General features: G+C 62.5%; 15 protein-coding genes and 2 pseudogenes. 7 read left to right on the top strand and 10 right to left on the bottom strand.

What is annotated here, in order from left to right:
• Positions 1-11: 11 nt before the first annotated feature.
• On the bottom strand, positions 12-3,908 hold the full coding sequence (locus tag IPM54_25965) for a protein kinase (GenBank protein ID MBK9263235.1): 3,897 nt from the start codon (positions 3,906-3,908) through the stop codon (positions 12-14).
• Positions 3,909-4,014: 106 nt separating this feature from the next.
• Complete coding sequence (locus IPM54_25960; protein ID MBK9263234.1) at positions 4,015-5,859, bottom strand: adenylate/guanylate cyclase domain-containing protein; 1,845 nt, start codon at positions 5,857-5,859, stop codon at positions 4,015-4,017.
• Between the two features lie 199 nt (positions 5,860-6,058).
• On the opposite strand from IPM54_25960, the gene IPM54_25955 reads away from it, so the two are divergent.
• The 3 genes from IPM54_25955 to IPM54_25945 all read left to right on the top strand — a co-directional run bounded on the left by IPM54_25955 (position 6,059) and on the right by IPM54_25945 (position 7,140).
• Positions 6,059-6,391: a GlsB/YeaQ/YmgE family stress response membrane protein gene (locus tag IPM54_25955; GenBank protein MBK9263233.1), complete on the top strand. Its 333-nt coding sequence runs from the start codon at positions 6,059-6,061 to the stop codon at positions 6,389-6,391.
• 267 nt (positions 6,392-6,658) lie between these two features.
• Complete coding sequence (locus tag IPM54_25950; protein ID MBK9263232.1) at positions 6,659-6,916, top strand: hypothetical protein; 258 nt, start codon at positions 6,659-6,661, stop codon at positions 6,914-6,916.
• Entirely contained in the window at positions 6,913-7,140 is a 228-nt protein-coding gene (locus IPM54_25945) for a hypothetical protein (protein ID MBK9263231.1), read from the top strand. The genes IPM54_25950 and IPM54_25945 overlap by 4 nt, the downstream gene beginning before the upstream one ends.
• A 14-nt stretch (positions 7,141-7,154) precedes the next feature.
• On the opposite strand, the gene IPM54_25940 is transcribed toward IPM54_25945, so the two are convergent.
• On the bottom strand, positions 7,155-8,066 hold the full coding sequence (locus tag IPM54_25940) for a hypothetical protein (protein ID MBK9263230.1): 912 nt from the start codon (positions 8,064-8,066) through the stop codon (positions 7,155-7,157).
• Positions 8,067-8,297: 231 nt separating this feature from the next.
• On the opposite strand from IPM54_25940, the gene IPM54_25935 reads away from it, so the two are divergent.
• Positions 8,298-9,338 carry a histone deacetylase gene (locus IPM54_25935; protein ID MBK9263229.1) on the top strand — a complete coding sequence of 347 codons (1,041 nt, stop codon included), beginning with the start codon at positions 8,298-8,300 and terminating at the stop codon, positions 9,336-9,338.
• Between the two features lie 73 nt (positions 9,339-9,411).
• Here IPM54_25935 and IPM54_25930 read toward each other — a convergent pair whose 3' ends face one another.
• From IPM54_25930 to IPM54_25910, 5 genes and pseudogenes are all read right to left on the bottom strand, one after another.
• A complete protein-coding gene (locus tag IPM54_25930; protein ID MBK9263228.1) occupies positions 9,412-10,023 on the bottom strand; it encodes a hypothetical protein in 612 nt (203 codons plus the stop codon).
• A 14-nt stretch (positions 10,024-10,037) separates the two neighbouring features.
• Positions 10,038-10,304, bottom strand: a complete 267-nt coding sequence (locus IPM54_25925; protein ID MBK9263227.1) for a hypothetical protein — start codon at positions 10,302-10,304, stop codon at positions 10,038-10,040.
• Positions 10,305-10,465: 161 nt separating this feature from the next.
• Positions 10,466-11,092 carry a hypothetical protein gene (locus tag IPM54_25920; protein MBK9263226.1) on the bottom strand — a complete coding sequence of 209 codons (627 nt, stop codon included), beginning with the start codon at positions 11,090-11,092 and terminating at the stop codon, positions 10,466-10,468.
• Positions 11,093-11,149: 57 nt separating this feature from the next.
• On the bottom strand, positions 11,150-13,750 hold the full coding sequence (locus IPM54_25915) for a WD40 repeat domain-containing protein (protein ID MBK9263225.1): 2,601 nt from the start codon (positions 13,748-13,750) through the stop codon (positions 11,150-11,152).
• A 431-nt stretch (positions 13,751-14,181) separates the two neighbouring features.
• Positions 14,182-14,331, bottom strand: a pseudogene (locus tag IPM54_25910) (DUF1589 domain-containing protein).
• Positions 14,332-14,453: 122 nt separating this feature from the next.
• Here IPM54_25910 and IPM54_25905 point away from each other — a divergent pair.
• The 3 genes from IPM54_25905 to IPM54_25895 all read left to right on the top strand — a co-directional run bounded on the left by IPM54_25905 (position 14,454) and on the right by IPM54_25895 (position 23,616).
• Complete coding sequence (locus tag IPM54_25905) at positions 14,454-15,644, top strand: ATP-binding protein (GenBank protein ID MBK9263224.1); 1,191 nt, start codon at positions 14,454-14,456, stop codon at positions 15,642-15,644.
• Positions 15,641-16,336 (top strand): hypothetical protein, encoded by a 696-nt coding sequence (locus IPM54_25900; protein MBK9263223.1) that lies wholly within the window; start codon positions 15,641-15,643, stop codon positions 16,334-16,336. Before IPM54_25905 ends, IPM54_25900 begins: the two co-directional genes overlap by 4 nt.
• A 206-nt stretch (positions 16,337-16,542) precedes the next feature.
• Positions 16,543-23,616 carry a hypothetical protein gene (locus IPM54_25895; GenBank protein MBK9263222.1) on the top strand — a complete coding sequence of 2,358 codons (7,074 nt, stop codon included), beginning with the start codon at positions 16,543-16,545 and terminating at the stop codon, positions 23,614-23,616.
• Between the two features lie 62 nt (positions 23,617-23,678).
• Here the strand turns inward: IPM54_25895 and IPM54_25890 are convergent.
• Positions 23,679-24,167 (bottom strand): annotated as a pseudogene (locus IPM54_25890) (methylated-DNA--[protein]-cysteine S-methyltransferase).
• Positions 24,164-25,630, bottom strand: coding sequence for a helix-turn-helix domain-containing protein (locus tag IPM54_25885; protein MBK9263221.1), 1,467 nt, complete (start codon positions 25,628-25,630; stop codon positions 24,164-24,166). Before IPM54_25885 ends, IPM54_25890 begins: the two are co-directional and overlap by 4 nt.
• Between the last annotated feature and the right edge of the window lie 116 nt (positions 25,631-25,746).

Raw genomic sequence — 25,746 nt, 5'->3', positions numbered from 1 at the left:
CACCTCACCCCCTAACCACTCCCCCGACCAGCTAGCTCCAGTGTCCTGGCGTTGTCCGCGACGCCCATGAGAAACCGCTGCCGCCTTTCGGGATCGCCAATCTTGTTGGCTTTCGCAAGCACCTGATCACGCGCAGCCATAATCACGCGCCCAAAGCCTTCCGTGTCGCCACTCGCAGCAAGAGCTTCGGCAAACGCCAAACGCACCATGGTCTCGCCTTCTTCAATGGTGCCAAGCGCTTCGAGCAACGAATACGCCTCGTGCGCGGCCGCGAGCGCCTCGGCCGTTTGCCCTCGAGCAAGCAGAATGCGCGCAAGTACGGCGAGCGCACCCGCAAGAAGCGGCGGCACGCCCGACAGCGATTCCATGGCCGCACGCGCCTCGGGTTCGGCAGCCCCGAAATTACCAGCCAATCGTTCGAGATTGGCAAGGTATACCTGGGACAACCCCTCGAGTCGCGGATGGCCTTGCTCCTCGGCTGCTTCGATCGCCCGTCTCTGAATACGCCGTCCCTCGTCGAAATTGCCCCGGTACGCAAGGACATGACCCAGGTTCTGCAGCGCCGCGGCCACGACTTCGTGAAGCCCCATTCGCTCGGCAACGGTCAATGCGGACCGAAGCGCGTTTTCGGCGCCCTCGTAATCGCCAAGCTCGGCAAAACCAAAGCCAAGGTTCTGGCGCGTCAAGCAAGCACTTCGACGATCCCCCGCCTGCTCGAAACACCAAAGCGCCGTCCCCAAATGATCGCAAAAACCATAAGGATCGCCCGACGCAGACGCTCGAATGGCGCGCAATTGATGGTACATGCCCACGGCTTGCGCGCTCTGCGCGTCGAGGTTCGCCGTTTCGGCGAGCGCTGAAATCAAGGTGTCCGCCACGGCATAACGGCCGCCGTAAATGAGGTGATTGGCACATACACTGAGGCACGTGGTTCTTGCATCCATCGCATCGGGCGCCGGCGTCACCGAGCTCAATGGAGGTGCCCAAGTCTCGACGCTATCGAATGCACCCAATTTGCCTGCTGCGTCGACGGCCTGCTGAAAAGCTCGAAACCATTCTATCGTCCCAGGCTGGAGAAGCTCGGCTGCTTCAATCCCTCGCTGCTCGGAAAGCGAAAGCTCGCCACGCCAATTGTGCGCCTCGGCTTGGATCATGCGCAACGCCCCAAGCTCCTCGGCCGACGCACCGCAAACGATTCCACGCTCCGCCCGCGCGATCGCCGCGCCAAGATCGTCACCTCCGAGCGCGTGCTCGGCTGCACGCCGATACGCGCGCGCCGCCCGAGGCAAGTCACCCCCTCGCTCGAAATGATGCGCCAAAACCATCGCATCAAACTCGCTATGCTCTTCGAGCCACGCGCCGGCAAGCCGATGCCCGAGCTTGCAATCGGTGTCCGTGAGCATTGCATACGCCCCCTCGCGAACCAATGCGTGCCGAAACATGAATTCGACGTCGCCCGCGAAACGACGTTCAGTGCGCCGCTGAATGAATTCGCGCTGCACGAGGTCGTCGAGCATGGCGTCGAGCGCCGGAACATCCGGGTCCATGCCAAGGAGCGTGGCAAGACCGCCTCGAAAAAATATTTCGCCGAATACACTCGCGGCGCGCAAGTATCTCCGCGCCTCGGCAGGGAGCGCCTCGAGGCGAGCTTGGACCATGGTGAGCACCGTTTCGGGCAGGTCCGCACCGGATGCGTTCTTGTTCTCCGCGATCGCTCGCAAGAGCTCCTCCAGGTAAAACGCATTGCCATCGGCTTGCGCGACGACACGCGCCTTCACCTCCGGGCCCACCGTCTCGCCGAGCACCTGCGTGACGAGCCGCTCGCTCGCTTTGCGCGACAAAGGCCGCAAGCGAACACGGTGCACCCCGTGGTCGTCCCAAAGGTTCGGGAAAAGCTCATCCACTTCGGGACGCGCCATCGCGAGCACGTAGAGCGGCCTTTCTTGGAGATTGCGGAGCGCTCCGCCGATGAAGCGAACCGTGGGCAAGTCGCCCCATTGCAGGTCTTCGAGCACGATGAGCACGGGGTGATGCGCGGTCTCCGCATCGAGAAAGTCCTCGAAGGCGCGACGTAGCTGCTCGCCCAGAAGGCGCGCATCTTGCCGCGCTGCCTGCAATGGCGCGCTTGCCGTGGAAAACGGCACACCCACGAGCTCGCCGAGGAATTCGACGACCCGGTTGACGTCGTCCGCGGGCGTGTGCCGCTCGATGCGTTGCCTGATTTTGCGCTGCCGTTCCTCGATTGACCCGCCCTCCCGAATGCCGAAGGCATCCCGGAGAGCGTTCCCCAAAAGGGCCAGCGCCGAACCTGCAGCGAGCGAATCGCCGCGGCCGATCCACACATCCACCAATGGCGAATTCTGCCGCACGATGCGCAAAAATTCATGCGTCAGCCGAGACTTGCCCATGCCGACCGTTCCGGTGACCAAAATTGCGCAAGCGACCGTTTCGTCGACGCAGGTGAGCCAAAGTTGTTCGAGGATCCGGAGCTCGGCGTCGCGCCCGACGAATGCCGTGGGCTTGCCGAGCAGCGTGCGGAGCCCGCCTTCGCAGACGCCCCGCAACGTGAAGTGGCCTCGCAAGGTGCCGACTTCGAAGCGGCCATCGAGCAGACGAGCGGACGTTTCGTCGATGAGAATGGGATGCTCGGCGCCGGGTTCGTCGTCGGTGAGCATCTTTGCGGCTCGATCGATGACCGCGCCCACGGGGAGCTTGCCGTGCACTTCACCCCTGCCCGTCGCCAGCGCCATCGGGCGGCCCGGCGCAAGCGGCCTGAGCGCGAGCGCGCAGCGTGCGGCCTGCGTCGTCAAATCGGTCGCGCTTTCACCTCGGTCCGAGATGGTGACGAGGGCAGACCCGTCCGCCAAAATGGTCAACACGGCGCCATGTTTTTCGGCCGTGCGGCTCATTTCGGCATGGGAAGCAGCAAGCGCCGAATGCTCGACCGTCAATGCGTTGTTCCGCAGCGCCGTTTGTTTGCCGAGCAACACCAACGAGACGACCCGTTGCTCCTGCCCGGTCAGACTGACAGCCCGCATGAACCTCGACGACAGCACGGGGGCGTCATCGAACGGCACCTCGGCGCGGAACCTGGCGAGCGTGTGGTTTATCGCCGTGGCAGCGGCGGCGCCGTCTTTCAGCCGCTTGTCCGGGTCTTTGGCCATCATCTGCGCCAAGAGCACGTCGAGCTCGCGGGGTAGCTCCGGGCGCACTTCGCGAAGGCGCGGCGGGTCCTGGATGAGGATCTTCGCGAGCACCGCTAGGACATTCTCGCCCTTGAAAACCGGTTCTCCCGTCAAGCACTCCATCAGCACGGCGCCGAGCGCGAATACGTCGACCCGTGCGTCGATGGCTCGCTCGTCGCGCACCTGTTCCGGCGCCATGTACGCGGGTGTGCCGAGCATTGCGCCGGTCCAGGTGAGCACGGTGGCGCCGATGAACCGAGCAATGCCAAAGTCGAGCACTTTGACTTGGTCGACCTGCCCGTGCACCAGGAACAGATTGCCTGGTTTGAGATCGCGATGGACAATGCCGCGCTCATGTGCCACGGCCAGCGCATCTGCGACACGTGCAGCGAGCGTCAGCGCATCGACCACATCGAGCGCGCCACGCGTGAGGCGAACCGAAAGGTCTTCGCCGTCGAGCCATTCCATGGCCAAAAAAGGCTCGCCCGTTTCGGTTGTGTCGTCGGCGACATGTTGCACGATGGCCGGGTGGCGAAGTTCTGCCAACAATTTCGCTTCGCGCGCGAACCTCAGCGCCTGATGCGATTCGACGTCGAGCATGACCTTCATTGCAACGGGCTGGCCCGACGTCAGGTCCGTAGCTCGGTAGATCTGCCCCATCCCACCGGTCGTAACGCAGTCTTCAATCCTGAACCGTCCTCGAACGACACACCCGGGTTGCATTACCTCCAGTATCGGCGCTCGTGTGCAAGCAAGTCCAGAAAAATCTCGTGAGGACGTGCAGCGACTGGTTTTTCCCTCTCCTCAAACCGATCGCGACCCGACGCAGCTACTCCACCCGATGCACCGTCCATCGCCTCGCCGCAATCGGCTCGGCAAATCCCTTCGTCGTGAGCGTCACCGTTTCGAGCTCGACGCCTCGTTCGGCAAGGTACGCGGCTACGCCTGGCGATTGATACGTCACTTCACTCATGGCGACTTGGCACGTCTCCGCGAGCGCCTGCAATTTTGCGGCGATGTTCACGGTACCGCCAAAAAAGTCGGCATTGGCGTTGAGCTTCACCGCAATGCACGAACCCGTGTTGAGCGAAATGCGCAGCCGAATCGGCGTATCGGCGCGCCCCGGGGGAAACGTGTCGTGGATCTTCTCCGATGCACGAACCGCGTCGAGCGGATCGCCGAACGTCGCCATGACGGCATCGCCAATCGTCTTGACGACAGCTCCGCGATACGTCGCGACGATGGCGAAAACTTCGTCGAAGTGGCGTTTGATTTCGACAAACGCAGCGGGATCCCCGCGTTTTGCATAAAATGCAGTCGATCCAACGACGTCCGTAAACAAGATGGTCTGCTCGCCAATGCCGAGCCGAACATCCGCGCCGATGTATTCTTCCGAAAAAAGGTCGCGAAAGTCATGGAAGCCGAAGAGCTGCCCGGCGCGCAGGGCGTGGTCGCTCCACGTCGCCTGTTCGACGGTGAACATGCGTTCGTCGTTGCCATCGTTGAAAAGCTCGATCGTCGCGGCCCGCTGCGCCTTGATGACGGTCCCCGTAGGCTCGTCGCTCCACCGGACGAGCGTTTCGCCTTCGTCGTCAATGTCCAAGTAAAACCAATTTCCACCGCTCTCCCGCGCTCGATAACGCCCAGGCTCGAGCTTCGGGGCGACCTTTTCCCGACCGCCGGGGGGCACGAGTCGCTGCACGCGAATATGGCTTTTCTTGGCAGGTTCGGCGCTGCAATAGAGTTGCTCGGGGACGTCGCGGATCGATGGATGCACGTGAAACGTGACTTCGACGGATTCCTCGGTGTCGGTCCCGAAGTCGATTTGACAAACTTCGCAATGGGAATTGCTCGAAAGCTCGGCGAGCGCGGCGTTCTCGTCACGCACTCCGCGGCAATGGGGGCACACCGTGTCCCACGACAGCGTGAGGAGCCCGGCGCGAGTGGCATGGAGCGCGACGCGAATGAGGTCACGCTCGGGGAGCTTCCACACGCGCGCTCGTTCTCGGATTTGGATGCGGTAAAGGTCCTGATCGTCGCCGTTTTGGATCCAATCGATGAGGGCATTGACGCACGCGGACGGCAGGCCCTTTTCAATGAGGGCCGCGCGCTGGGTCTTGAGCCTTTGAATGGCGCTTTCCGCGAGCGGCGTCGGGGGGATGGTCAAGACGGCGGGACGATATTGGTCGAGCTCGGCGGCGAGCTGGGGCAATACGCGTGAATACGCCCGTTCGACGGTGGGAAATCCGATCCGAATGGCGACCGCGCTGAGCATGTTGCGCGGCACGGCGCCATAGTAGAGGTAAAGTCGCGTGCCGCTCGGGATGGGCTCGAGTTTGTGGATGGCCCATACGGCGCGGAAAAAACCGCGCTCGTAGATGCGGTGACAAGTGATCCATTGGTTCGCGACCCAGTTCCAGGGCAGCTCGATCCAAGCGTGTTCGACGCCGCCTGGTCTGCTGCGCCCGAACCGTTTGCCCTCGCGCTCGGAAAACGTCATTTCGGCCGTCCCAAGGGCGCGGTTCATACGCGACGTATCCGAGATGAACGGCCAAAAGTCCTCGGGAGCTCCCGGCAAGTCGTACACCCACAGCCGCTCGATCCGCTCGGCATGCGCCCACTCCGCAGGCCATGGATGCAGTTCCAAGAGGCGTTTCGTGTCAAGGCGCTCCACGTGCTCGTCCCTTCCCGCCCTTTGGACCATCGCAGCGGCTCGTCTCTGCTCTTCGACGCTCGGTCGTCATCGATCATAACGATCGCACGCTTCTCGCTGCAAGGTCAAATTCCTTGGTTGAACATCTTGGGGCGGCGCGAGGTTTGCCATACGTTTGCAGCGACGCACTGGTGCGCGTTTGATACCCATGGAGGACAGAATGCCCGCCGGACTCATCATTGCGCTGGTTCTGCTCGCCGCCATCATCGTGGGCATCTGGCTCACTTTCAACTTCATGGCCGTTTTGGTGACACTCGCCATTGCAGCGATCGTTGGCTGGGTTGCCGACTTGATCGTTCCTGGAAAGCTGCCTTACGGGTGGCTCGGTGCAATGGTTGCGGGTTTGCTCGGAAGCTGGCTCGGCGGCTTGCTCTTCGGGCCGCTCGGGCCTGAGGTTGCAGACATTCACATCGTTCCCGCCTTCATCGGTGCCATCATTCTGGCGTTCGTCGTCCAATTCGCGATCAAGCGGGGTGCGGCGAGACGAACCTGAGATGGTGTTCATCGGGAAATCGTAGCCTTTTCGCACCTCACCCCCTGGCCCCCTCTCCCCGGGTAAAACCCCGCGGAGAGGGGGAAAGAGCCTCGTTTCAATACAGAATCTCCCCTCGCCGCAACGCGAAGCGTTGGGAGGGGCCGGGGGTGAGGCGCTGGCACCCTCTCCTGGAAAGATGCCGCACATTCGCCTTCTTTCCTCGTGCCAGAATTTGAAAACGATTTTCATTGTCACCTTCAACAAGATCTGGTAGAGTCTGTCGTCATGGCAGCCAACTACGAGCAATTCAGCCGCATTTCGTCCTCGACGGCGCGAACGACTCGGCCGCGCATCGAGTGGTTTGTGCGAGGGCAACCAGATGACGAACGCGCGCTCGCTTACGGATTTTGCGCCATCGGCGCGTTTGTTTTTGGTGGCTTCGGTTACATGAACGGTATCCTCTCACCCGTGGGGCTTGCCGTCAGCGTCGTCGTGGCCTTCGGCGCGTTCGTTTCGAGCTACCGGCACATGGAGGGATCATGAATCGATTGCGTTGTTTTCACGCGCCGCTTGCGAAGAACGGCATGGGCAAAATGGATTATTGCGCGGCATGCGGCGTCGTGACGCTCCACATTGGCGCGATTTCGTTGCGATTCGACCCCGAATCGGCCGAAACGATACAGACGCTGCTATCGGATGGCTTGACCGCGCTGCGCGAGGAAATGGCCGCCGAACGCGTTCATACGACGAACAAGATGATGTCGTAAAACGTAATCGTTTCCTACGGCGGCACGAGCGAGAACCACGCGACGCCCGTGGCCGTGGCCAAGTCGAAATCGCACAAGCCGAGGACCCGGACGTACATCGGCGTCGACACCTTGCTGAAATCGAACGTCAATTCGGTCGTCCCCGGACGCAATTGCAAATCGAAATGCCGTAGAGCAATGTCGTCGGGCCGCTCTTTGCCATTGCCGTAGGCGCTGAAGGGCTGGTCCGCCGTCTTCAAGCGGCAGCTTTCGAAGAGCACATACGGCTGGCAATTGCCATCGGTGCCGGTGATGATGAGACCATCGGGCGCCGTGTACGTCGCAAAATCGAGGTCCAGCGTGAGCGCTTGCGAACCCGCGGGGTTCTTCGAATGAATCACATAATTCGGCGCACCGGAAGCGTTCGTGAGCTCGAAACCATTGGCGCAATTGGCCGGAACATCGGGTGGTTCGAGCGGCACGAAGGGCGGATAAACCACCGTGTCGTCGCCCGATGCGCACGTCGGATCCACGGATTGCGACGTGCAACCGTCACCTTCGCACGGCACGTGCACGCATACGTTGGTCTCGAACTCCTTGCCCGGATTGACGACGACGCAAGCATCGGTCGTGCTTGCATCGCCATCGTCGCAATCGGCGACGGTCTGGCATTCGGCCATTGCAGGCGCACCGCAACCGCCGCCGGCTCCCGTCCCGCCGCTGCCCGACGACGAGGTGCTCGGGATGAACCCCGACGACGCGCTGTCCCCACCGCTGGCGCCCGAGCCTTGACCTCCCTGCCCTCCCACTCCGCCCGAGCCGGTCGGCGCCGCAGCGCCCGTTCCCGCCGTCGGATCCGATGCGCCGCATGCAGGCACTGCGACGACGAAGGCGGCAAGGGTCCAAGTCCAATAGGAAACGAGATGCTTTGGAATTGTGTGTCGCATTTTTCGATATTTTCAGCGATCACGCCGCATTGCAAGAAAAAACGCGGAGGTGACGACTGACGCCGCAACTGATGTCGAGATCACAGATTGAGACGGTGAAGCAAGTTGCACTGAATGGGCGTCGAGGAGCCGAAAAAATGCTTGCGCCCCTGGAAACTGGCTCGTCATGGCGTGCTGGGCTAAGATCGCACGCCGCTGCACGTCAACCGGTGCATCGAAGGAACACCGCGCATGATCGCCAATCATTCGAATGACAATCCGGTCATCGCCTACTTTTCCGCAACGTCGCTGAACCATCACGCTGAAATGGGGCGCAAGGGCGCATCGGTCACGAGTAAACAGCGAATGGAGGCCGCCCGGGCGGCGCTCGATCGATCCGTGGGGCGTCGCGTGCAGCTCGAAACGGAAAGCCCCTATGCGCGGGCAGCCGATCGATTCATCTGCGACACGCACGACCCTGAGCTATGGAAGCAGATCTGCAAAGTGGATCAGGCGTTACGAACGAATGGCGGTCGCAGCGTTCGACTTTATCCAAAAGATCCGGATACGGAAATCTCCGCAGGGACCGCCGGTGCCCTACGTGCGTCGGTTGCGGGGTTATTGTCGTGCATCGACGCGGTGGTCGACGGTCGCGCGCGGAGTGCCTTCTCATTGGGTCTACCGGGGCACCACGCGACGCGGGATCGAGCGATGGGGTTTTGCTTCATCAACCCGATTGCGGTGGGAGCGCAATATGCGATTCGTCGCAAGCAGCTCCCGAGGGTGCTCGTCATCGACATCGACGTGCACCACGGCAATGGGACGCAGGATATTTTTTATGCGCGCGATGATGTGCTTTTCGTTTCGATGCACCGGTATCCGTCGGTGCGTTTTTATCCGCTATCGGGTTGGGCATCGGAAACGGGCGAAGGAAAAGGCCGCGACCATACCGTGAACGTGCCGCTGAAGCCGCCTGCCGGCAATACCGAATATGTCGCAGCGCTGCAAAGAATTCGTCCACAGCTCGTTGCATTCCGGCCGAATCTCGTCCTGGTCTCTGCGGGATTCGATGCGCACATCGACGACCCGCTCGGTGGAAAACGCGGAACGGGAATGAGTCTCACGACCGAAGGTTATGGGCAGCTCGTTGCAGAGATACTCGACATTGCAAGGGAATGCGGGCGCGTGGGGGTCGTGCTGGGGCTCGAGGGAGGCTACCATCTTGGCGCTTTGACCGATTGCGTGGAGATATCGCTCGAGAAAATGCTCGGTGCTCGCGCGGCCCCACGATGATCGATGACGCGTCGTCCTTGGCCGCACACACGGGCAAGCTTCCGCTGCACGCCGGCGGCCGAGCCGATACGACCTATCGCGTTCGGCGTTTGCTCGTGCCCGCACGTAGGCGCGCAAGTTCCGCTTCGAGCTCTTGTGCGCGGCGGATCGCGTCCTCTGCACGTCGCGCTTCTTCCTGTCGCATCCGCGCTTCTTCTTGTCGCATGCGCGCCTCATGCTCTGCACGCTGCGCCGCTTCTTCCGCGCGCCGAGTCTCCAGCTCCACGAGCTCCGATTCGAACGGCAAGAGGTTTTCCCCGTTCGGACCCACGCCAAGCCGCAAGAGCGCGTCGTCCCCTTCATCTTGAGCCACGATGAACGCATCGAGCTGCTCGGAATGCACCCGATCGTCATTGGTCTCGAGCACGATCACGAGCTTGCCAACGGCGTCCCTTCGGTAGACGGCGAAGCGCTTTCGTGGAGCCCGGCGTCGATGGTGGAACGGATCGAAGACGATCAATTCCTTGGTCCCCAAAGCATCGTGGCGAGATGGCGATTGCAGCTCATCCTTGCGCGGCACGCGCCGCGCTTTTACCTCGATCGCAACACTCGGCACCACTTGATGAATCCACGTCTTCCAACACTGCTCGTCTTTGGTGCCCGCCCACTTCGTCGGGCGACTCGTTGGGGCGATGCCAGGGAGCACGTAAATGTCCGGCGCTACGCACGCCTTGATGTTTCCCTTTTGACCCAATAAATGAAATTGTCCGAGCCAACGAAAGCGACGATCCCCCGCTCTGCCAGAAACCGGCGCAACACCGGCTGGAGCTGCAGGCAAATCTCGGTCTCGACCGGCTCCCGGCACATGACTTCGCTTTCAGGATACTCGGTAGGGTCGTCGTCGAACGGCACCTCGCCGCCCGCAGTTCGGCGACGTTTGACCCGTTGCGGATTGACCATCTGAGGCCCTGGAGCAGTCGTGGTCATGCATCTCCTTTACCACGGGAGACCGCGGCTGGGAAGCGTAAAATTTTACTTCTCCGTCAAGGATGTTGACGAGCTTGTAGAAGCGCACGGGCGGACGGTAGCACGGACGAACCCTTGGTCAAGAAAAACGTTCGCCGAGAAAAACCATACGGCGTTCCGCCCTAACCCCGCCTGCGCCTTCTCACGAGCACGCCGAGCCCGAAAAGCAGTCCGGCAAGACCAATGCCCGACGCAACCTGATTGTCGCTCGTGGTGCATCCAGCGCATCCCCCGCTCTTCGGCGCATTCGCTCGAGTGTTCACCCTCGTCAATACACACGACGTATCGCTGATGGTCTGCGCAACGAAGATCTCTTCGACCGCACTGCGCGGATCATCTTCCGATATCGTGTGATTCGGCATCGGCCCGAGATTGCATTTTGCGCCTTTCGACAGGAATGCATCAAGGGCCGGATCATCCTGCTCACGCCCCTCCGGAGCGACATGCGTTTTTACGAATTCCTCGTAGTCGGCCTTGCGAACCACATGAAGCTCTGGCCTATAGCTGCGCCTGCCCACGGAAACCCATTCACCATCGGGCGCCACCGTTTGCTCGCGCGTCGGAGCCCCGTTCGACAAGCTCCAAGGATACACGACGATGATATGATCGGGCGATAGCTTCGCTACGCCGTCCACTCGAAAGCGGTACGATACGCGGCGTTGACCATCGGGCGGAGGCACATCGGCACGCGCGAACGCGGGCGAGAAGAGAGCCAGTGCAAGAGCGAGAGCGGGCAAAGAGCGAAACATGATGCACCCTATCGCGGGTTACTAGGGAAAGTCAATCGCATTCGCGTGACGAGCGTCCTACTTCCCCGCCGGAGCCTCGAGCGCCTTCCTGCACGCATCAAAACCCTTCTTCGCATCGGATTCGGTCTCGACCAAATACATCTCGCGCTGCGCAGGCGTGAGGCAATCGGCCGTCGCAGAACGAATCGCCTGTTGAAGCATCGCGGCATCCACGAGCCACACGCGTGCGCTCTTGTCCTCCGATTCATGACGAGCCCACGGCGTCGTCGAAACGATGCGCTTGCCGTCCGAGCTCCACGCAACGCCGCCAAATCCACGCACGTGCCCCTTCAAAACAATCGGCTCACCCGATCCATCCGCGTTCCACACGCGCGCCGTCTCGTCCTTCGACGTCGTCACCACGCGCTTCCCATCGGGACTCCACACCGCCCATTGAACGCGATCCCCATGTCCCTTCAATGCGACGAACGTACCCGGACGCTCGGCATCCCATACGCGTGCCGTGTGATCGTCCGACCCCGTGAGAATGCTCTTTCCATCCGCGCTCCACGATGCAGACGTCACCGCCCCGTCGTGACCCATGAGCACCCCGGCGCCCGAGCCATCCGCATTCCATATGCGCACCGTCTTGTCCGCCGATGCCGTGACGATACGCTTGCCATCCGCGCTCCATGCAGCAAACTGGACCGCCCCGCCGTGACCCTTCAGCACGACCGGCTTGCCCGATCCGTCGGCATTCCAAATGCTCGCAACGTCACCCGCGGACGGCGCAACGAAAAGCTTTCCATCGGGGCTCCACGATTGCACAGATACCTTCGCTTCACCTCGATACCCATCCAATAGGACCGGTTTGCCCGAACCGTCGGCGTTCCAAATGCACGCGCTGTTGTCAGCGGGCGCCGTGACGATACGCTTTCCATCCGGGCTCCACACGACCACAGTATCGAAACCCTTGCGCCCCTTGAGCACCACCGGCGTGCCCGAGCCATCGGCATTCCACACGCGCGCGGTCATGTCCGATGCCACCGACGCAATGCGCTTGCCATCGGGACTCCAGGCGACAGCCCAAACGTCGCCTTCATGCCCCTTCAGAATCACCGGTTTGCCCGAACCATCCACATTGCCTACGCGGACGGTGTTGTCGAACGACGCCGTGGCAATGCGAACTCCATCAGGGCTGAACGCCGCCCCACTGATGTGCCGCAAGTGGCCATTCGAAACCTGCGCCGATCGAAAGGAGTCCCATACGCGCGCCGTCTTGTCCTCGGAATGCGTGAGCAACTGCGTTCCATCGGGGCTCCATGCAACCGAATCGACCGGTCCCTCGTGCCCCCTCAGCGCAATGGGCTCGCCTGACCCATCCGCATTCCGAATCCACGCGACCTTGTCCTTCGATGTGGCAATGCGCCGGCCATCGTGGCTCCATGTCGCGTGCGACCCTTCGAGCGTCATCGGCTTGCCCGAGCCGTCCGCATTCCACAAGCGCACTTGGCCGGAATCGTTCGTCGTGAGAATGCGCTTTCCGCCGGGGCTCCACGAAGCAGACTTCACGCCCAAGGTGCCATCTTTGAGAACGATGGCCTCGCCCGAGCCATCCGCGTTCCACACGCGCGCCGTGCCATCGGACGACGTGGTGACGACGCGCTTGCCATCGGCGCTGAAAGCCGCCGACGTCACGACCCCGGCGTGACCCTGCAAGTCCACGGCATTCGCCGATGCATCAGCATACCAGACGCATCCAAGGTAATCTTCAGACGCCGTGACGATGCGAATTCCATCAGGGCTCCACGTCGCCGCGCGAATGATACCTTGATGCCCTTCGAGCAAACGCGGCGCCGAGCCATCCACCTTCCATACGCGGACGACCATGTCGTTCTTGGCGACCGTGATGATGTACTTTCCGCTCGAGCTCCACGTCGCGGATCGGACCACGTCCGGATGTCCATCGAGCACCACGGGTTTGCCCGCGCCGCTCGCGTTCCACACCCGAGCGGTCTTGTCGCTCGACGCCGTGACGATGCGCGTGCCGTCGGGGCTCCATGCGGCCGAGATGACCTCGCCGGTGTGACCCGAAAGCACCACGGGCGTGCCCGAGCCGTCGGCGTTCCAGACGCGCGCGGTCTTGTCTTCGGAGACGGTGACGATGCGCTTGCCATCGGGGCTCCACGCGGCCGAATTCACCCAGCCCTTGTGGCCTTTCAAGTCAATCGCAGCAGCCGAGCCGTTGGCGTTCCACACGTGCGCCGTATTGGCCGACCCGGTGACGGTGACGATGCGTTTTCCGTCGGGGCTCCACGCGGAGAAAGTGACTGCGGCGTCGTGGTACAACGTGGTTTTCGGCCATCCTTGTTTCAGGAGGTCGACGGCCAATTGTGACCATCCGCGCGCTTTGTCCGGCGAGTCGACAGAGGCGAGCACGAGCGCGGCCAGATGCGGCTTGCCCGTTCCAAGCAGCTCGCGCGCACCTGCCATCTGCGAAGCGCGCAAGGCATCCTGCTGCGCGGCTTTTGCTTGTTGCGCCGCCTCCGTGGCGGATAGCGCCGTCCTTCGCTGCTGGACGACCCACCATACGCCGCCCCCGACGAGCATCGACACGCCGACGGCAATGACTCCAACCGCCAACTTTTGCCGCGCATCCTGCGTCGCCTGCTTTGCCATGCGATCCTGCTGCTCCTCGTCCCGGTGAGCACTCCGTGAACGGTCTAGACGGTAGTCGAGAAGGCGCGGATGGAACAAGTTTATTGATCATGGATGGCCGTTCAGCACGCCCACGACGGCTGCCCGCACGTCGCGACGACCGTTACGCGTGTCTCGATGGCCGTTACGCACATCGCGATGGCTTGCCCGCGCATCGCGATGGCCGTTACGCGCGTCGCGATGACTTGCACATGCAGTCTCGATAGCTGTTACGCGTATCTCGACGACCGTTACGCGTGTCTCGATGGCTTGCCCGCGCGTCTCGATGGCCGTTACGCGCATCTCAGTGGCCGTTACGCGCATCGCGATGGCTTGCCCGCACGTCGCGATGGCCGTTACGCGTATCTCGATGGCTTGCACACGTGTCGGACAGGCGTGCACGGGCCGATGGCTCACGTTACCGGCGGTCGGCCGGCCGTACCCGCACGCGACGAGGGTGTTACGTGGTGTGTTTCGTCACTTTTGTGGGAGCGTAGCAGTTCGCAAAACCCTCTTGCGTGCGAGACGGGAAAATGCGACTGTCGCGGCCATGCTTTCCCCGGGGAATTTCAGGACCACCGCGAATGCTGGCTCGTCGAGAAGTGACCTGAACGATTGAGGCCCGAGCACGATCGTTTCGCTCGCTGTGCGCCGTCGACAGTAGTACACCACACTGGTGAAAAACATGACGATTCAAGCGTTTGAATTTGAAGACAAGGTGCGTGAGTGGAAATTGGAGAGGGTCAAGTTCGGTCCATTCAATCTCCTCGTGGGTATGTCTGGTGTGGGCAAGACACTCATCCTGGATTCACTCCGTCGCGTAAGCAAAGCTGTTATCGAGGGAGCGCGTCGCGTACCAGGTTGCGCTTGGACCATGGAGATTGCCATCGACGGTAAGCGCTACGTGTGGTCTGCGGCAACCAGCCGACCGTCGGCGTCGGTCGGCGCGTTTTACATGCTCGATGACATGCTGGAGGAGGATGGAGAAATCGACGCGAGCTATGAAGATATTTGCTTCGTCGAAGAGTCGGTTACGCGCGAAGACGGCAGCGTACTTTTCAATCGATGTGACGACGATCTCGTGCTCCGCGATCGACCGATGCCATCCCTGAAGAAAACAGAAAGTCTCATTAGCCTGCTGAATGAAGACGAAGAAATAAAGCCGATTTTCCGTGCGATGCGCCGTTTCCTCGTCAGTAATGCGCATGCGCTCACCCGCACATACTTCCCGTATGACACGCGTCGCTTCGAGCGTGCCGAATCGAAATTCAAGACGCTCGACGATCTGCGTGACGCCAGCAATCTCTCGGTCATGGCCAAGATGCTCATCATGCAGAACCGCTTTCCTGATGACTTCAAGAAGGTCGTGAGCCAATATCAGGCCATATTCGAACAAATCGAAGAAGTCAAGGTAGGGAAGCTGAGCGAATTCGATCCTGCAGCCGAAGGACCCGACATACCGGCGGAGTGGATTGCCGTTGCGTTGCGCGAGCGGGGTGTTCCTCGATTGCTCGTTCATCATCGCATTTCGTCGGGTATGATTCGGACCCTCATGCACCTGTTCGAGCTCGCCCTTGCACCGGCCGGAACGGTCGTCTTGATAGACGAATTCGAGAACAGCCTAGGCGTCAACTGTCTATCACAGGTGACCGATCACCTCCTCGAACGATCAGGAGACTTGCAGTTTCTCATCACGAGCCACCATCCGTACATCATCAACAACGTCCCCATTCGTGATTGGCTCGTGGTAACGCGTCACGGTTGCACCGTGAAGGTGCTCGACGCGAGCCAACTTCCGGCCTTGAATACGAAGTCTCATCAAGACAAATTCACGCTGCTCACGAATCTGCGCGAATACGAGCGGGGCGTCGCGTGAGTCTGTACTTGCTCGTGGAGGGCGACCAAACCGAGCCGCTCATTTACGCATCTTGGCTCGAGCATTGTTTGCCGACATGGCAACGAGTCGACCGGGTGGAGGACATTTCGGACAAAACGTTTTTCATGATCTCGGGGAAAGGCTATCCGAGTTATCTGAAACGAATCAAGGCCGCGGTTTCGGACGTGCACGCGCATGGGGTGCGATGGTTGTGGATATGCATCGATTCCGAAGATATGTCGTACGACGAAAAGGTGCATGAGATTCGTTCTATCCTCGACGAGTGTCCTTCTTTCCACGGCACACGCGTGATTGTGCAGCACTGCTGCATCGAGACGTGGTTATTGGGGAATGCCAAGATCGTCAAACGCATGCCGGAGACTGAACCGCTGCGCAGTTTCATGGCGCATTACAATGTGGTTCGAGAAGATCCAGAAAAAATGCCGTCGATGGATGGATTCGATACACGCGCTGGATTTCACCTGGCATATCTCCGAAAGGCATTCGAAGAGCGCGGCGACCGGTACGCCAAGAACAATCCTGGCGGCGCCAAAGAACATTATTACCTACGCGAGCTCATTCGGCGGCAGACGACGACAAAGCACATCCCGTCGTTTGGATCGCTCGTGTCGGCGTTGCAGGAGCTCGGCGCCGCCGCGGACGTTCTCGGCATCGCGCCGCAGCGGGCATAGCGCCCAGACCACCACACACTCGCCCATTCCGCCCCAGGACATACCGCCCGACGCACGCTACGGCACGTCAAGCTCTTCACTTATCCCCAATTGCAGCCTCTCCCACTGCTCCCGGAACCTCCACCGTGCGACGCTCGTGCGTTGGACGCGAGCTTTTGGCTACTTACGTCCGGTGACAGCTTCGCGCCACTGCGGGAGAATGCCCAGTGAAGACGAATTTGGTTGGTCGCGCGCTGCGTGAATGCAGCGCTCTTATGGAATTGCGTTGTCTTGTCTATTTGCGGATCATTGCGGTGATGGTCATCGCCGTGGGCCTCGTAGGCTGCAGCAAGGACAGGCACGTTGAGGAACACACGGCACAAGCCAGCCAGCGCGTAATTTCGGATCAGCCGCGCGGGGGCCACGACGGTTTCTTCTGGCTTTGGCCCCTCGTGCCAAACCCTACGCTGGAAGGCAGCTTCGATGCAACGCAGTCACCGACGGTCAGGATCTCCGAATGCGCGCGGACGTGCAGCGCGAGTGGTGTGTGCACGGCGGATTGCACGGGGGCCACGGTCATCGCCACGTACACGAAGACGAGCGGTCCTGGATATGAGGTCGTTCGCGTGAACCCCATACTGAAAAACTATTATGTATATTGGCACACCTGGCAATTCGCCTTATCAGCGGCAAAGATTTATCGAATTGATGTTCTTCTGGGCGGATATGTTGCTGGGACCATCGATGTCCAGCCCGTAACGACGCTTCGACAATTGAAGAACGTCGATACGAACGAAATGATCCCGCTCGTGAATGGCTTCACGCTCCCGATCAGGTGGTTCCTGAATCGGTGCGGGTCGGTGTTTTGCGCAGCGCAGGATCAATGCCACGACGCGGGCTCGTGCGATCCGGCGACGGGCACGTGCAGCAATCCAGCAAAAGCCAACGGGGCCGCGTGCAGTGACGGCAATGCGTGCACGCAATCGGATACGTGTCAGGAGGGGGCGTGCACAGCGGGCACCGCGGTGGATGTCGACGACGGTAATCCGTGCACGGTGGATGCGTGTGACCCCATCGAGGGCCCCTCCCATGAGCCAGCAGCCGCGGGCTCGAGCTGCTCGGACGGCGACATGTGCAACGGCGTCGAAATGTGCAACGACATTGGCGAATGCGAGTCAGGTGTGGCGCTCGTCGTCGACGACGGCGACGATTGCACCGCCGATTCGTGCGACCCGCTCATCGGCGCTGTGCACACGCCCATCGATGGCTGCACTGCACCCGCAAACTCCGAAGATACCGTGTTCGAAACACGTGCATCGCTCTTCGGACGCGTCGTGACGAATACGGGCGTCGCAGCGACCGGATACACCGTCAGCATCTTCGATAACGTCGACGTGCCCTCCATTCGCAGCGACGTGTCCACGTCGATCGGCGCGGATGGCTCGTTCCGCGCAAGGCTCACGCAGTTTCCGACGTCCGCACCCGTAGGATCGGCTCCGCACCACGTGCTCGTGCGCATCCAATCTCCAGGATTCCTCGACGTTTTCCGCGAGGCGTACCTCATGCCCACGGATGCCTCGGACTTAGGTGACATCGTCGTCGTGGCGCACGATCCGCAAGTGACGGTCATCGGCCCCGAGGGCGGCGTCGCAAAAGATTCGCGCGACTTGATGGAAATCGTCATTCCGGCAGGAGCGCTGGCCGCGCCGACGCCCATCCGCATAACGCCGTTTACCGAGCGCGAAGAGCTGCCGTTTCCGCTGCCCACGGGGACCATCACGACGTACGCATTCGAGGCGGAACCGGATGGGACGCAATTCGCCGTTCCAGCGACCATTCGCGTCAAGAATGACCGGAACGTGCCAACGACCGCAGCAATCCCCGTAGGATACGTGGACAAGTCACGCGGCCGCTGGCTGCACGCAGGCACGGCGACTTGGGACGGGACGCACTTCGCCGTGGAGGTGACGCACTTTTCCATTTACGACATCAATGGCTCGTCGCCGAGCTCCGATAACAAAACCGTCCTCGGTAGTGGAAACGACCCGTCGAATACCGACGACGAATGCGTCGGAAGCTCGGCAGGCTTGGCCAATGGTACGCTGCGACAAACGTTTACCCTTCCTGGATACATGCGGCATGGGCAAATGCATTCGTTGACGCTCGCGTACGACGCATTTCTGGCGGGGTCGACGGAGCTGGCCGGGCAAGTGCCTGCGAATGCGCGCGCATCGACGTCGACATCGACGCTGAAGCGGTCCACGCGTCCGGTGGTCGCCGAAAACGTGTGCGTGAACGCGGCAGGATCGACCGCCGTGTGCGGATCCGGCGCTGCGTTCGGCGGCAATTGCACCATCGGGACGAAGCGACCGACGGCGCGCCAAGCAAGCGTGTCGGTGACACCTCCTGGCACGGCCGCGCTGAAAAAGTCGACGCCCGCGGGACGCACGACGGCGACCGGCGCAGCGCTCGTATCGGTGCCGCTCAACGAGGCAAACCAGGTCGTGGGGCCGTCGTTCCTGAAGAGTCGCGTGGAAATCGACGACGGTCAGCCGGTGGCGTTCGGATCGGGCGGCACCTTCGGCGGACGACCGGATTGTGCAGCGTCCGCGACGACGGACCCGAGCCTTCGCACAGGGCCCATCGTCGTCGAGCGCTACACGTTCGTGAACCACCGCATGGCATCACCCTACGGCGCCGGGTGGGGCATCCGCGAAATCGAGCGGCTCTATCGCGACCCGGTCGGCTCGCAAGCCGTGCTCGTCAAAGGCGACGGAAGTCAGGAGACGTTCCGCCCGCGCGCCATCGCCGAGCACATTCCCACGCCGACGCTGCAATTGCCCGTGAGCCCCATGGCGAAAGATGGCACGACGGGAGAGCTCTTCGCTGCAGAAATGATGGCCCAGAATGGCGCCAGCATCGTGCGCATCGAGGAACCCGCGGGCGGAGGCGATGCGGTGATCACTGTCGTCGCTTCCGGCTTGCCGCCCGGTTGGGCACCTCGAAGCATGGCGATCACGTACGTCGGCGGCATCCGCCATTTCGTGGTCGCAACGTCGACGCAGCTCCTCGACATCGCCGAGGGCGGGACGACGCGCACGCTGCAAACGCGCACGAACCCGCAGCTCGATACGATGGTGACGGTGCCGCAGGTCGCAGCGATGGGCGACCTGGCCTATTACCACGATGGCCTCGGCGGGCCGCTGGTTCGGTTCCGCCTGAGTGACGCGGCAACAGCCGAACAGCTCACGCCGACGGCGGGCGGCGAACGAGGCATCGATCACGACGCGCTGCTCGGTGCAGTGCGATTCGGGCGCCTGGGTGGAATGTCGATGGGACCCGATGGCGGGCTGTTCGTCATCGATCAGCAGCTTGCATCGGTTTACAAGCTGCTTCCCGACGACCAAACGGAAATCAGCCAGGCGAGCTCTGTTTGGCGCGTCGTGGGTGACGGCTTTGGCGCGTTCATTCCGGCCGTGACCGACGTTGCGCCGGGCAAAGCTTTCCCGCTGGCCGATCCACTGGCGCTTTCCGTTGCGCCCGACGGTGCCGTTTGGATCGTCAACGGCTTCGGCGCCGCGGTCTGGACGCCCGATCCGGCGAGGCCGCTCGAAGGGCTGGCGCGCTGGATGGTGGCGAGCGGGCCGCAAGGTGGCGAGATCGACCGGCTGTTCTTCGACGAGATGTCGGCGCACTTGGCAGAAAGCCGCACCGCGCTCGTCAGCATGAACTTCGGTGTGTTCCGGCGCTACAGCGTGACCGAGTTTGCCAGCGAGGAAGAGCCGCTGCGCTCGATTGCGTATTCGCCCAATGGCGAGGCCGAGCTCGTCGACCAGCGGTCGGAGGTCGTCACGTCGTTCGACGAGAAAGGCCGCGTCCTCGAGCGGCGGCTGCGCAGCGGGAAGCCGATCCACACGGTGGAGTACGAGCCGGACTCGTCGCGGGTGTCGCGTATCGTGGATCCATCGGGTGAAGCGCTAACGCTGACGTACGGGCCTGACGGCAAGCTGAAGACGATGACCGATCCGGCGGGTCGGACGACGACGTTCGACACCGACGCCGAAGGTGACCTCGTGCAAATGACGGAGCCAACGGGGGAGACTCGGGGCTTCACGTACGCGGGCCACAAGATGACGGAGAAGCGGAACGCCCGCGGTGACGTCACGCAATACGGCTATACGGCCAGCGGCACGCTCGATCACGTCGTGCGTCCCGGCGGCGCCGAGATGTTCCTCGTGCCGGCGCTCGCGACCGATCCCGACGCGACGAACATGCATTCGGGCGTGTACACGGATGAACGCGGCGTCGTGCACACGTTCGCCATCGATGGATTCGGCCGCGCATCGAAGAAGACGTACGTCGCGGATGGCGTGACCTATGTCGTGGAGCAACGTCGGCCGGAAGTGCTCGACGAAACCTTCACGCTCGCACAACTCAAGCGACGCAACACGATTGGGCGGGTGTCGCATGTGGCGATCAATGGCCTCTTGCAGGGATACGAGCGCGTATATGACGGAATGGGTCGTTTGAAGCGGGTGCATGCGCCGGAAGCATTCGGAACCATTGAAGAATATGCATACGACGAAGCGAACCGCCTGACCCACTTGGTGGTGCCGAACCGCCCACCGATGACGTTCGAATACGACGCAGCGGGGCGCCTCGTGCGGCAGGCCGAGCAAGCAGGCTTTGGCGTCGATACCATCGAGCAAACGTGGACGTATCGGCCGGATGGGCTGATCGCGTCGAGGACGAGCCACGACGTCACGACGACGTATTCGTACGATGCGCAGGGCAACCTCGTGTCGACGTCGGACACGACCGGGAGAGTCGTCACGTACACGCGCGACCCGCTCGGCCGTCCGATTGGGGCGAGCGACGGGACGGTGTCGGCCAGCTCGACGTTCGACGACGGCAACCGGCTCACGGCGATGACGGACGCGCGCGGCAACGTGACGACGTTCGGCTACACGCAGATGCCGTGCGGCTGCACCGAAGGAAGCCGCGTGACGTCGATGCGGACGCCGGACCTCGCAGCCGGGAAGAAGTGGACGTTCGACTATGGCGTCGAGGGGCGGCTCGTGGCGGTCACCGATCCCGAAGGCAACACCGAGTCGTACACGCACACGGCCGAGGGCAAGCTCGCGTCCACGACCGATGCGCTCGGCCGCGTCAACGCTGCAACCTACGACGAGCTCGGCCGGCCGAAGACGTTGACCGATGCGCTCGGACGCGTCCGCAGCCAGGCGTACCCCATCCCCCATGTGGGCGGTTGGCTCGAGACGGGCTTGCTGGTGGCTGGTCCCGGCGCAATTCCGCCGGGAGCGACGCTCACCTCGCCGCTCGACGATGGCGAGTACCAGGTGGGCGCGTCGGCGTTCACGTCACGCGCGAAGAGCATCACCGAGAAGTGGACGCTTGGCCTTCCTCGGGTCACCGCGTACCGCGACGCGACGATGGAGGTTTCGTACGCGTACGAGCACACGCTGCGTGGGAACGTCTCCAAAGTGACGGACCGCGCGTCGGTGCCGATTGCATCCGACCCATTTGCGTTCATCGGAACGGGCGAATACGTACACACGCAAACCTCGTTCAGCCTCGCCGCGCGTGGCGAATTCCCCAATCGCGACGTCGCGCCCTCGAACCTCGGCAACTTCCTCGAGGACACCAACTACTTTTACAGCGACCATTACGAGCTGGTGCAGGCCGACGCCTGGAGCCCCCTCGGCATGCACTACCAATGGGTCCGCGATACCGCCGGGCGCATCACGGAAGAGAAGCGCTTCGTCTCGCCACCGGGCATCGACCATACGGCGCTGCCGACGACGTTCACGTACCGACCCGACGGGCTCATTGCAACGGAGCAAGGCCCCGCGGGGAACAAGACGTTCACCTACGACGACCGCGGGCAGCTCGCGACGATGACCATCGCCGGCGAAGGCACGTACACGTTCGGCTACGACGAAGTCGGGCGAAACGTGCTGCTCGAATACCCGGACGGCCACGTCCGCGAGCAAAGCTTCGACGAGCTCGGCCGCATCACCCAGCGCTGCTACGTCTACGCCGCCCCGGCGGCCACGCGCTGCTACGAGGCAACGTACGACGCGGTCGGCAATCCCGTCACGATGAGCGATCCGGAATGCGACGAGACCGTCGAGGTCGACCCGCTGAACCGGCTGACGAAGGTCACACGCGTGATCGACGTGGCCGGCGGTGGCACGGTCACGGAGGTCGAGGACTACGCGTACAACGCGCTCGGTGCGCTCCGCGTGAATGGTGGCGTGAGCCTCGACGATCAGCGCCCGCGAAAGAACGGCGCTGGAACGGCCGACAGCGCGGTGCCCGCCTCCGTGGGCGGAGACCCGGTCGGGCTGGATCCCGTTGGCCGCGTCACGATGCTTGGCGACGCCGCGTTCGGCTACAACCGCCAGAGCAAGCTGCAGCAGGTGACGACGTCCGCGGATACCGAGACGTTCGGGTACGACACGTTCGGGCGGCGGATCTCACGCCGCAAGACGAGCACCGGGGCGATCGAGTGGTACGTGCACGACGGCGCGCAGAACGTCAGCGCGGTTCTCACGCTGAACGGGCAGCAGGTGAAGGTGGCCTACGTCTTCGATGGCGTCGACCATCCGCTGGGCCTGCGCACGTTCGATCCGCAAACGGGTACGGTCACGGCGACGCTGTATTACGAGGTCGACCTTGCGGGCAATGTGCGCCGCTTGCGTGGCCCCGGTGGCAGTGATGAAGGTGGCTACCGGTACAGCGCGTTTGGCAAGGCGTACCCGGCGGATGCAGGCACACCGGCGCCCAGCATGGATCAGCCGCTTCGGTGGAAGGGCCGCTGGTACGAGCCTGTTGCGGGCGGCGTGTACGACGTCCGCGCGCGTTGGTGGAGCCCCGAGGCGGGGGTATTCCTTTCGATCGACGGGCTCGAGTACCACGACGCGACGACGACGTTATGGGGCTGGCCGGGGCAGAATCCGTGGCGATGGTCAGATCCGTCGGGAAAGGACGGGTGCAGTGCAACTATCGGCGCGGCGGGCATTTTTGATTGCCTCGCCTGCGGCGTGTTATGGGAATCGGGGCCGGGCGTACTCGTGTGCGGCATAGCGTGTGGACTCGTCCACCTCGTAGCCAGTGAGCTCTGCCCGCCCCCATGTCCACCGGGCACCAAACCTGGGCACAACCGTGACTGTGTGCCAACGCCGCCGCCCCCCGGCCCCGCGCCGCCTGACTCCCCCGCATCGCCCATCCCCCCGGGACCGGGAGCCGTGTGTAGCGAGAGCTCTCCGACGCCATGATGCCGGCCCTCGACGGGTGACCTTTCCCATCTCCTCACGCTTGCGCTCGTGGCGCTCGCCCCCCCCTCATGCTCCAGTAACCACTTCTTCCGATGTAGCCCTCCGCCAAACCCCGTGAGCGACCCATTCGCGCCAATCACGCGGTGACACGGCACCACGATGCCCACCGGATTCGCACCATTGGCCAGCCCCACCGCCCGGCTCGCGCTCGGCTGACCCAATGCCGTCGCGAGCGCGCCGTACGTCATCGTTTTGCCCACCGGAATCGTCCGCAGCGCAGCCCAAACCCGCCGCTGAAACGCCGTACCCCCCGTTTCGACCGCAATCGCCTGCGTCGCCGCGAAGTCCCCCGCGAAATACGCCGTCAACGCATTGACGACGACGGCCGGTGCCGCCCCCGGCTCGAGCTCCACGTGCCCATAATGTCGTCCGAGCAGCCGCAGCAACCGATCCTCGTAATCGTGAAAATCCAGCGCGCGTAGGTTTTCGCCATCCGAAACCAGCAAGATCGTCCCAATCGGCGACGAAAACTCTGTTATCGTCATCTTCATCTCGTCGTCTCCACCTTCGTACCCGTAGCCGTCCACAAATGCAGCGCCGCATAAGCTCGCCATGGACGCCACGCCTCCGCCCTCGCAAGCAGCTCCTCCGGCGAAGGCCGCCGCCCGTTCGCGTCGGCAAGCGCGCGCAAAAGCCCCACGTCCGCTGCCGGAAATGCATCCGTTTCACGCAAACCCCGCATCGCGATGTATTGCGCAGTCCATTCGCCAATACCGGGCAAACCACGCAGCCGAGCAATCGTCACGCTCAGATCGGCCCGTGCATGAAAAAGCCGCGGCTCTGCAATGGCCGCCGCAGCAAGCCCCTCAATGGCCGCACCTCGGCTGCGCGGCATCCCAAGCGCCGCAATATCGCCCCCAGCAAGCCGCTCCGGCGACGGAAACACATGCGTCAACGCCCCTCGTGCACCATCCAGCGGCTCGCCATACGCCATTGAAAGCTTTCCCGCGAGCCGCGTCGCCGCACCCACCGTGATTTGCTGCCCCAATATCGCACGCACCGCAACCTCGAATCCGTCCCACGCTCCGGGAACGCGCATGCCCGGCCGCGCTCTGACCAGCGGCGCCAGCACCGGATCCGCCTCGAGATGCTTCCCAATCACGTGCGGCTCGGCCCCAAGGTCGAACATGCGACGCACACGCGCAAGGATCGCCGGCAATGCCGCGAGACGTGGAGGGCGAATCGCCAATCGCAGCGCCTGACGCTGCGGCTCGTGCGCCACGCGAATCGTCCCCGTCGCGCCATCGAGCGATATCGTGCGAGCGTACGCGCCGTCGTCAATCGTTTCCACCCCTGGAATGGCGCGTGCCGACAAAAAATCGATGATCGCTGCCCAATCGTAGGGCGGTTGATAACGCAAAAACAACGTGATCGCCTCGGCATTGCCGTCCGTCGTGCGCCCGCGTCGCAATTCGCTCGGAGGGCAACCATAAAGCTGCTGAAACGTCTCGTTGAATCGGCGCACGCTCCCAAACCCCGAAGCGAGCGCCACGTCGGTCATGGGCAATCGCGTTTCATGGATGAGCTGTTTTGCAAGCAAAACGCGCCGCGTTTGCGCCACCGCCACGGGCGATGCGCCAAGGTGTCGCCGAAACAATCGCCGCAGTTGGCGCTCGCCGATGCCGAGCCTATCGGCAATCCCGGCGACGTCCGCTTCATCGAGCGCCCCCGTTTCGATGAGGCCCAGCGCGCGCGACACCGTGGCCGAAGTACCACGCCACGCGCCAAGGTCTGGCGACGTTTCGGGCCGGCAGCGCAAACACGGCCGATAGCCGGCTTCTTGCGCCGCCGCGGCCGAAGGAAAAAACGTGCAATTTTCAGGTTTCGGCGTGCGAGCTGGGCAAACGGGGCGGCAGTAGACGCCCGTCGAGCTCACGGCCGTGAAAAACCGCCCATCGAAGCGATGATCGCGGGCCGTCAGCGCGCGGTAACAAGCCGCGTGGTCGAGTTCCATGGGGCAAACATACCGCAAACGCGTTCGCCGTCTGGCGGTTTTCGGACCTCGTGTACCCAGACGAGATCGCTTGCGCCATGATCCCCCTCCGCTTCACGCCAAGCCATGATAACCTC

This window comes from Polyangiaceae bacterium, assembly GCA_016715885.1.
GTDB lineage: Bacteria > Myxococcota_A > Polyangia > Polyangiales > Polyangiaceae > Polyangium.
This window is presented reverse-complemented; position numbering and strand designations above follow the sequence as displayed.

Bases quoted from the DNA above. Each gene is read 5' to 3' on its own strand.
- IPM54_25965 (MBK9263235.1), bottom strand. From the start codon at position 3,908: ATGCAACCCGGGTGTGTCGTTCGAGGACGGTTCAGGATTGAAGACTGC.
- IPM54_25955 (MBK9263233.1), top strand. From the start codon at position 6,059: ATGCCCGCCGGACTCATCATTGCGCTGGTTCTGCTCGCCGCCATCATC.
- IPM54_25950 (MBK9263232.1), top strand. From the start codon at position 6,659: ATGGCAGCCAACTACGAGCAATTCAGCCGCATTTCGTCCTCGACGGCG.
- IPM54_25945 (MBK9263231.1), top strand. From the start codon at position 6,913: ATGAATCGATTGCGTTGTTTTCACGCGCCGCTTGCGAAGAACGGCATG.
- IPM54_25940 (MBK9263230.1), bottom strand. From the start codon at position 8,066: ATGCGACACACAATTCCAAAGCATCTCGTTTCCTATTGGACTTGGACC.
- IPM54_25935 (MBK9263229.1), top strand. From the start codon at position 8,298: ATGATCGCCAATCATTCGAATGACAATCCGGTCATCGCCTACTTTTCC.
- IPM54_25925 (MBK9263227.1), bottom strand. From the start codon at position 10,304: ATGACCACGACTGCTCCAGGGCCTCAGATGGTCAATCCGCAACGGGTC.
- IPM54_25920 (MBK9263226.1), bottom strand. From the start codon at position 11,092: ATGTTTCGCTCTTTGCCCGCTCTCGCTCTTGCACTGGCTCTCTTCTCG.
- IPM54_25915 (MBK9263225.1), bottom strand. From the start codon at position 13,750: ATGGCAAAGCAGGCGACGCAGGATGCGCGGCAAAAGTTGGCGGTTGGA.
- IPM54_25905 (MBK9263224.1), top strand. From the start codon at position 14,454: ATGACGATTCAAGCGTTTGAATTTGAAGACAAGGTGCGTGAGTGGAAA.
- IPM54_25885 (MBK9263221.1), bottom strand. From the start codon at position 25,630: ATGGAACTCGACCACGCGGCTTGTTACCGCGCGCTGACGGCCCGCGAT.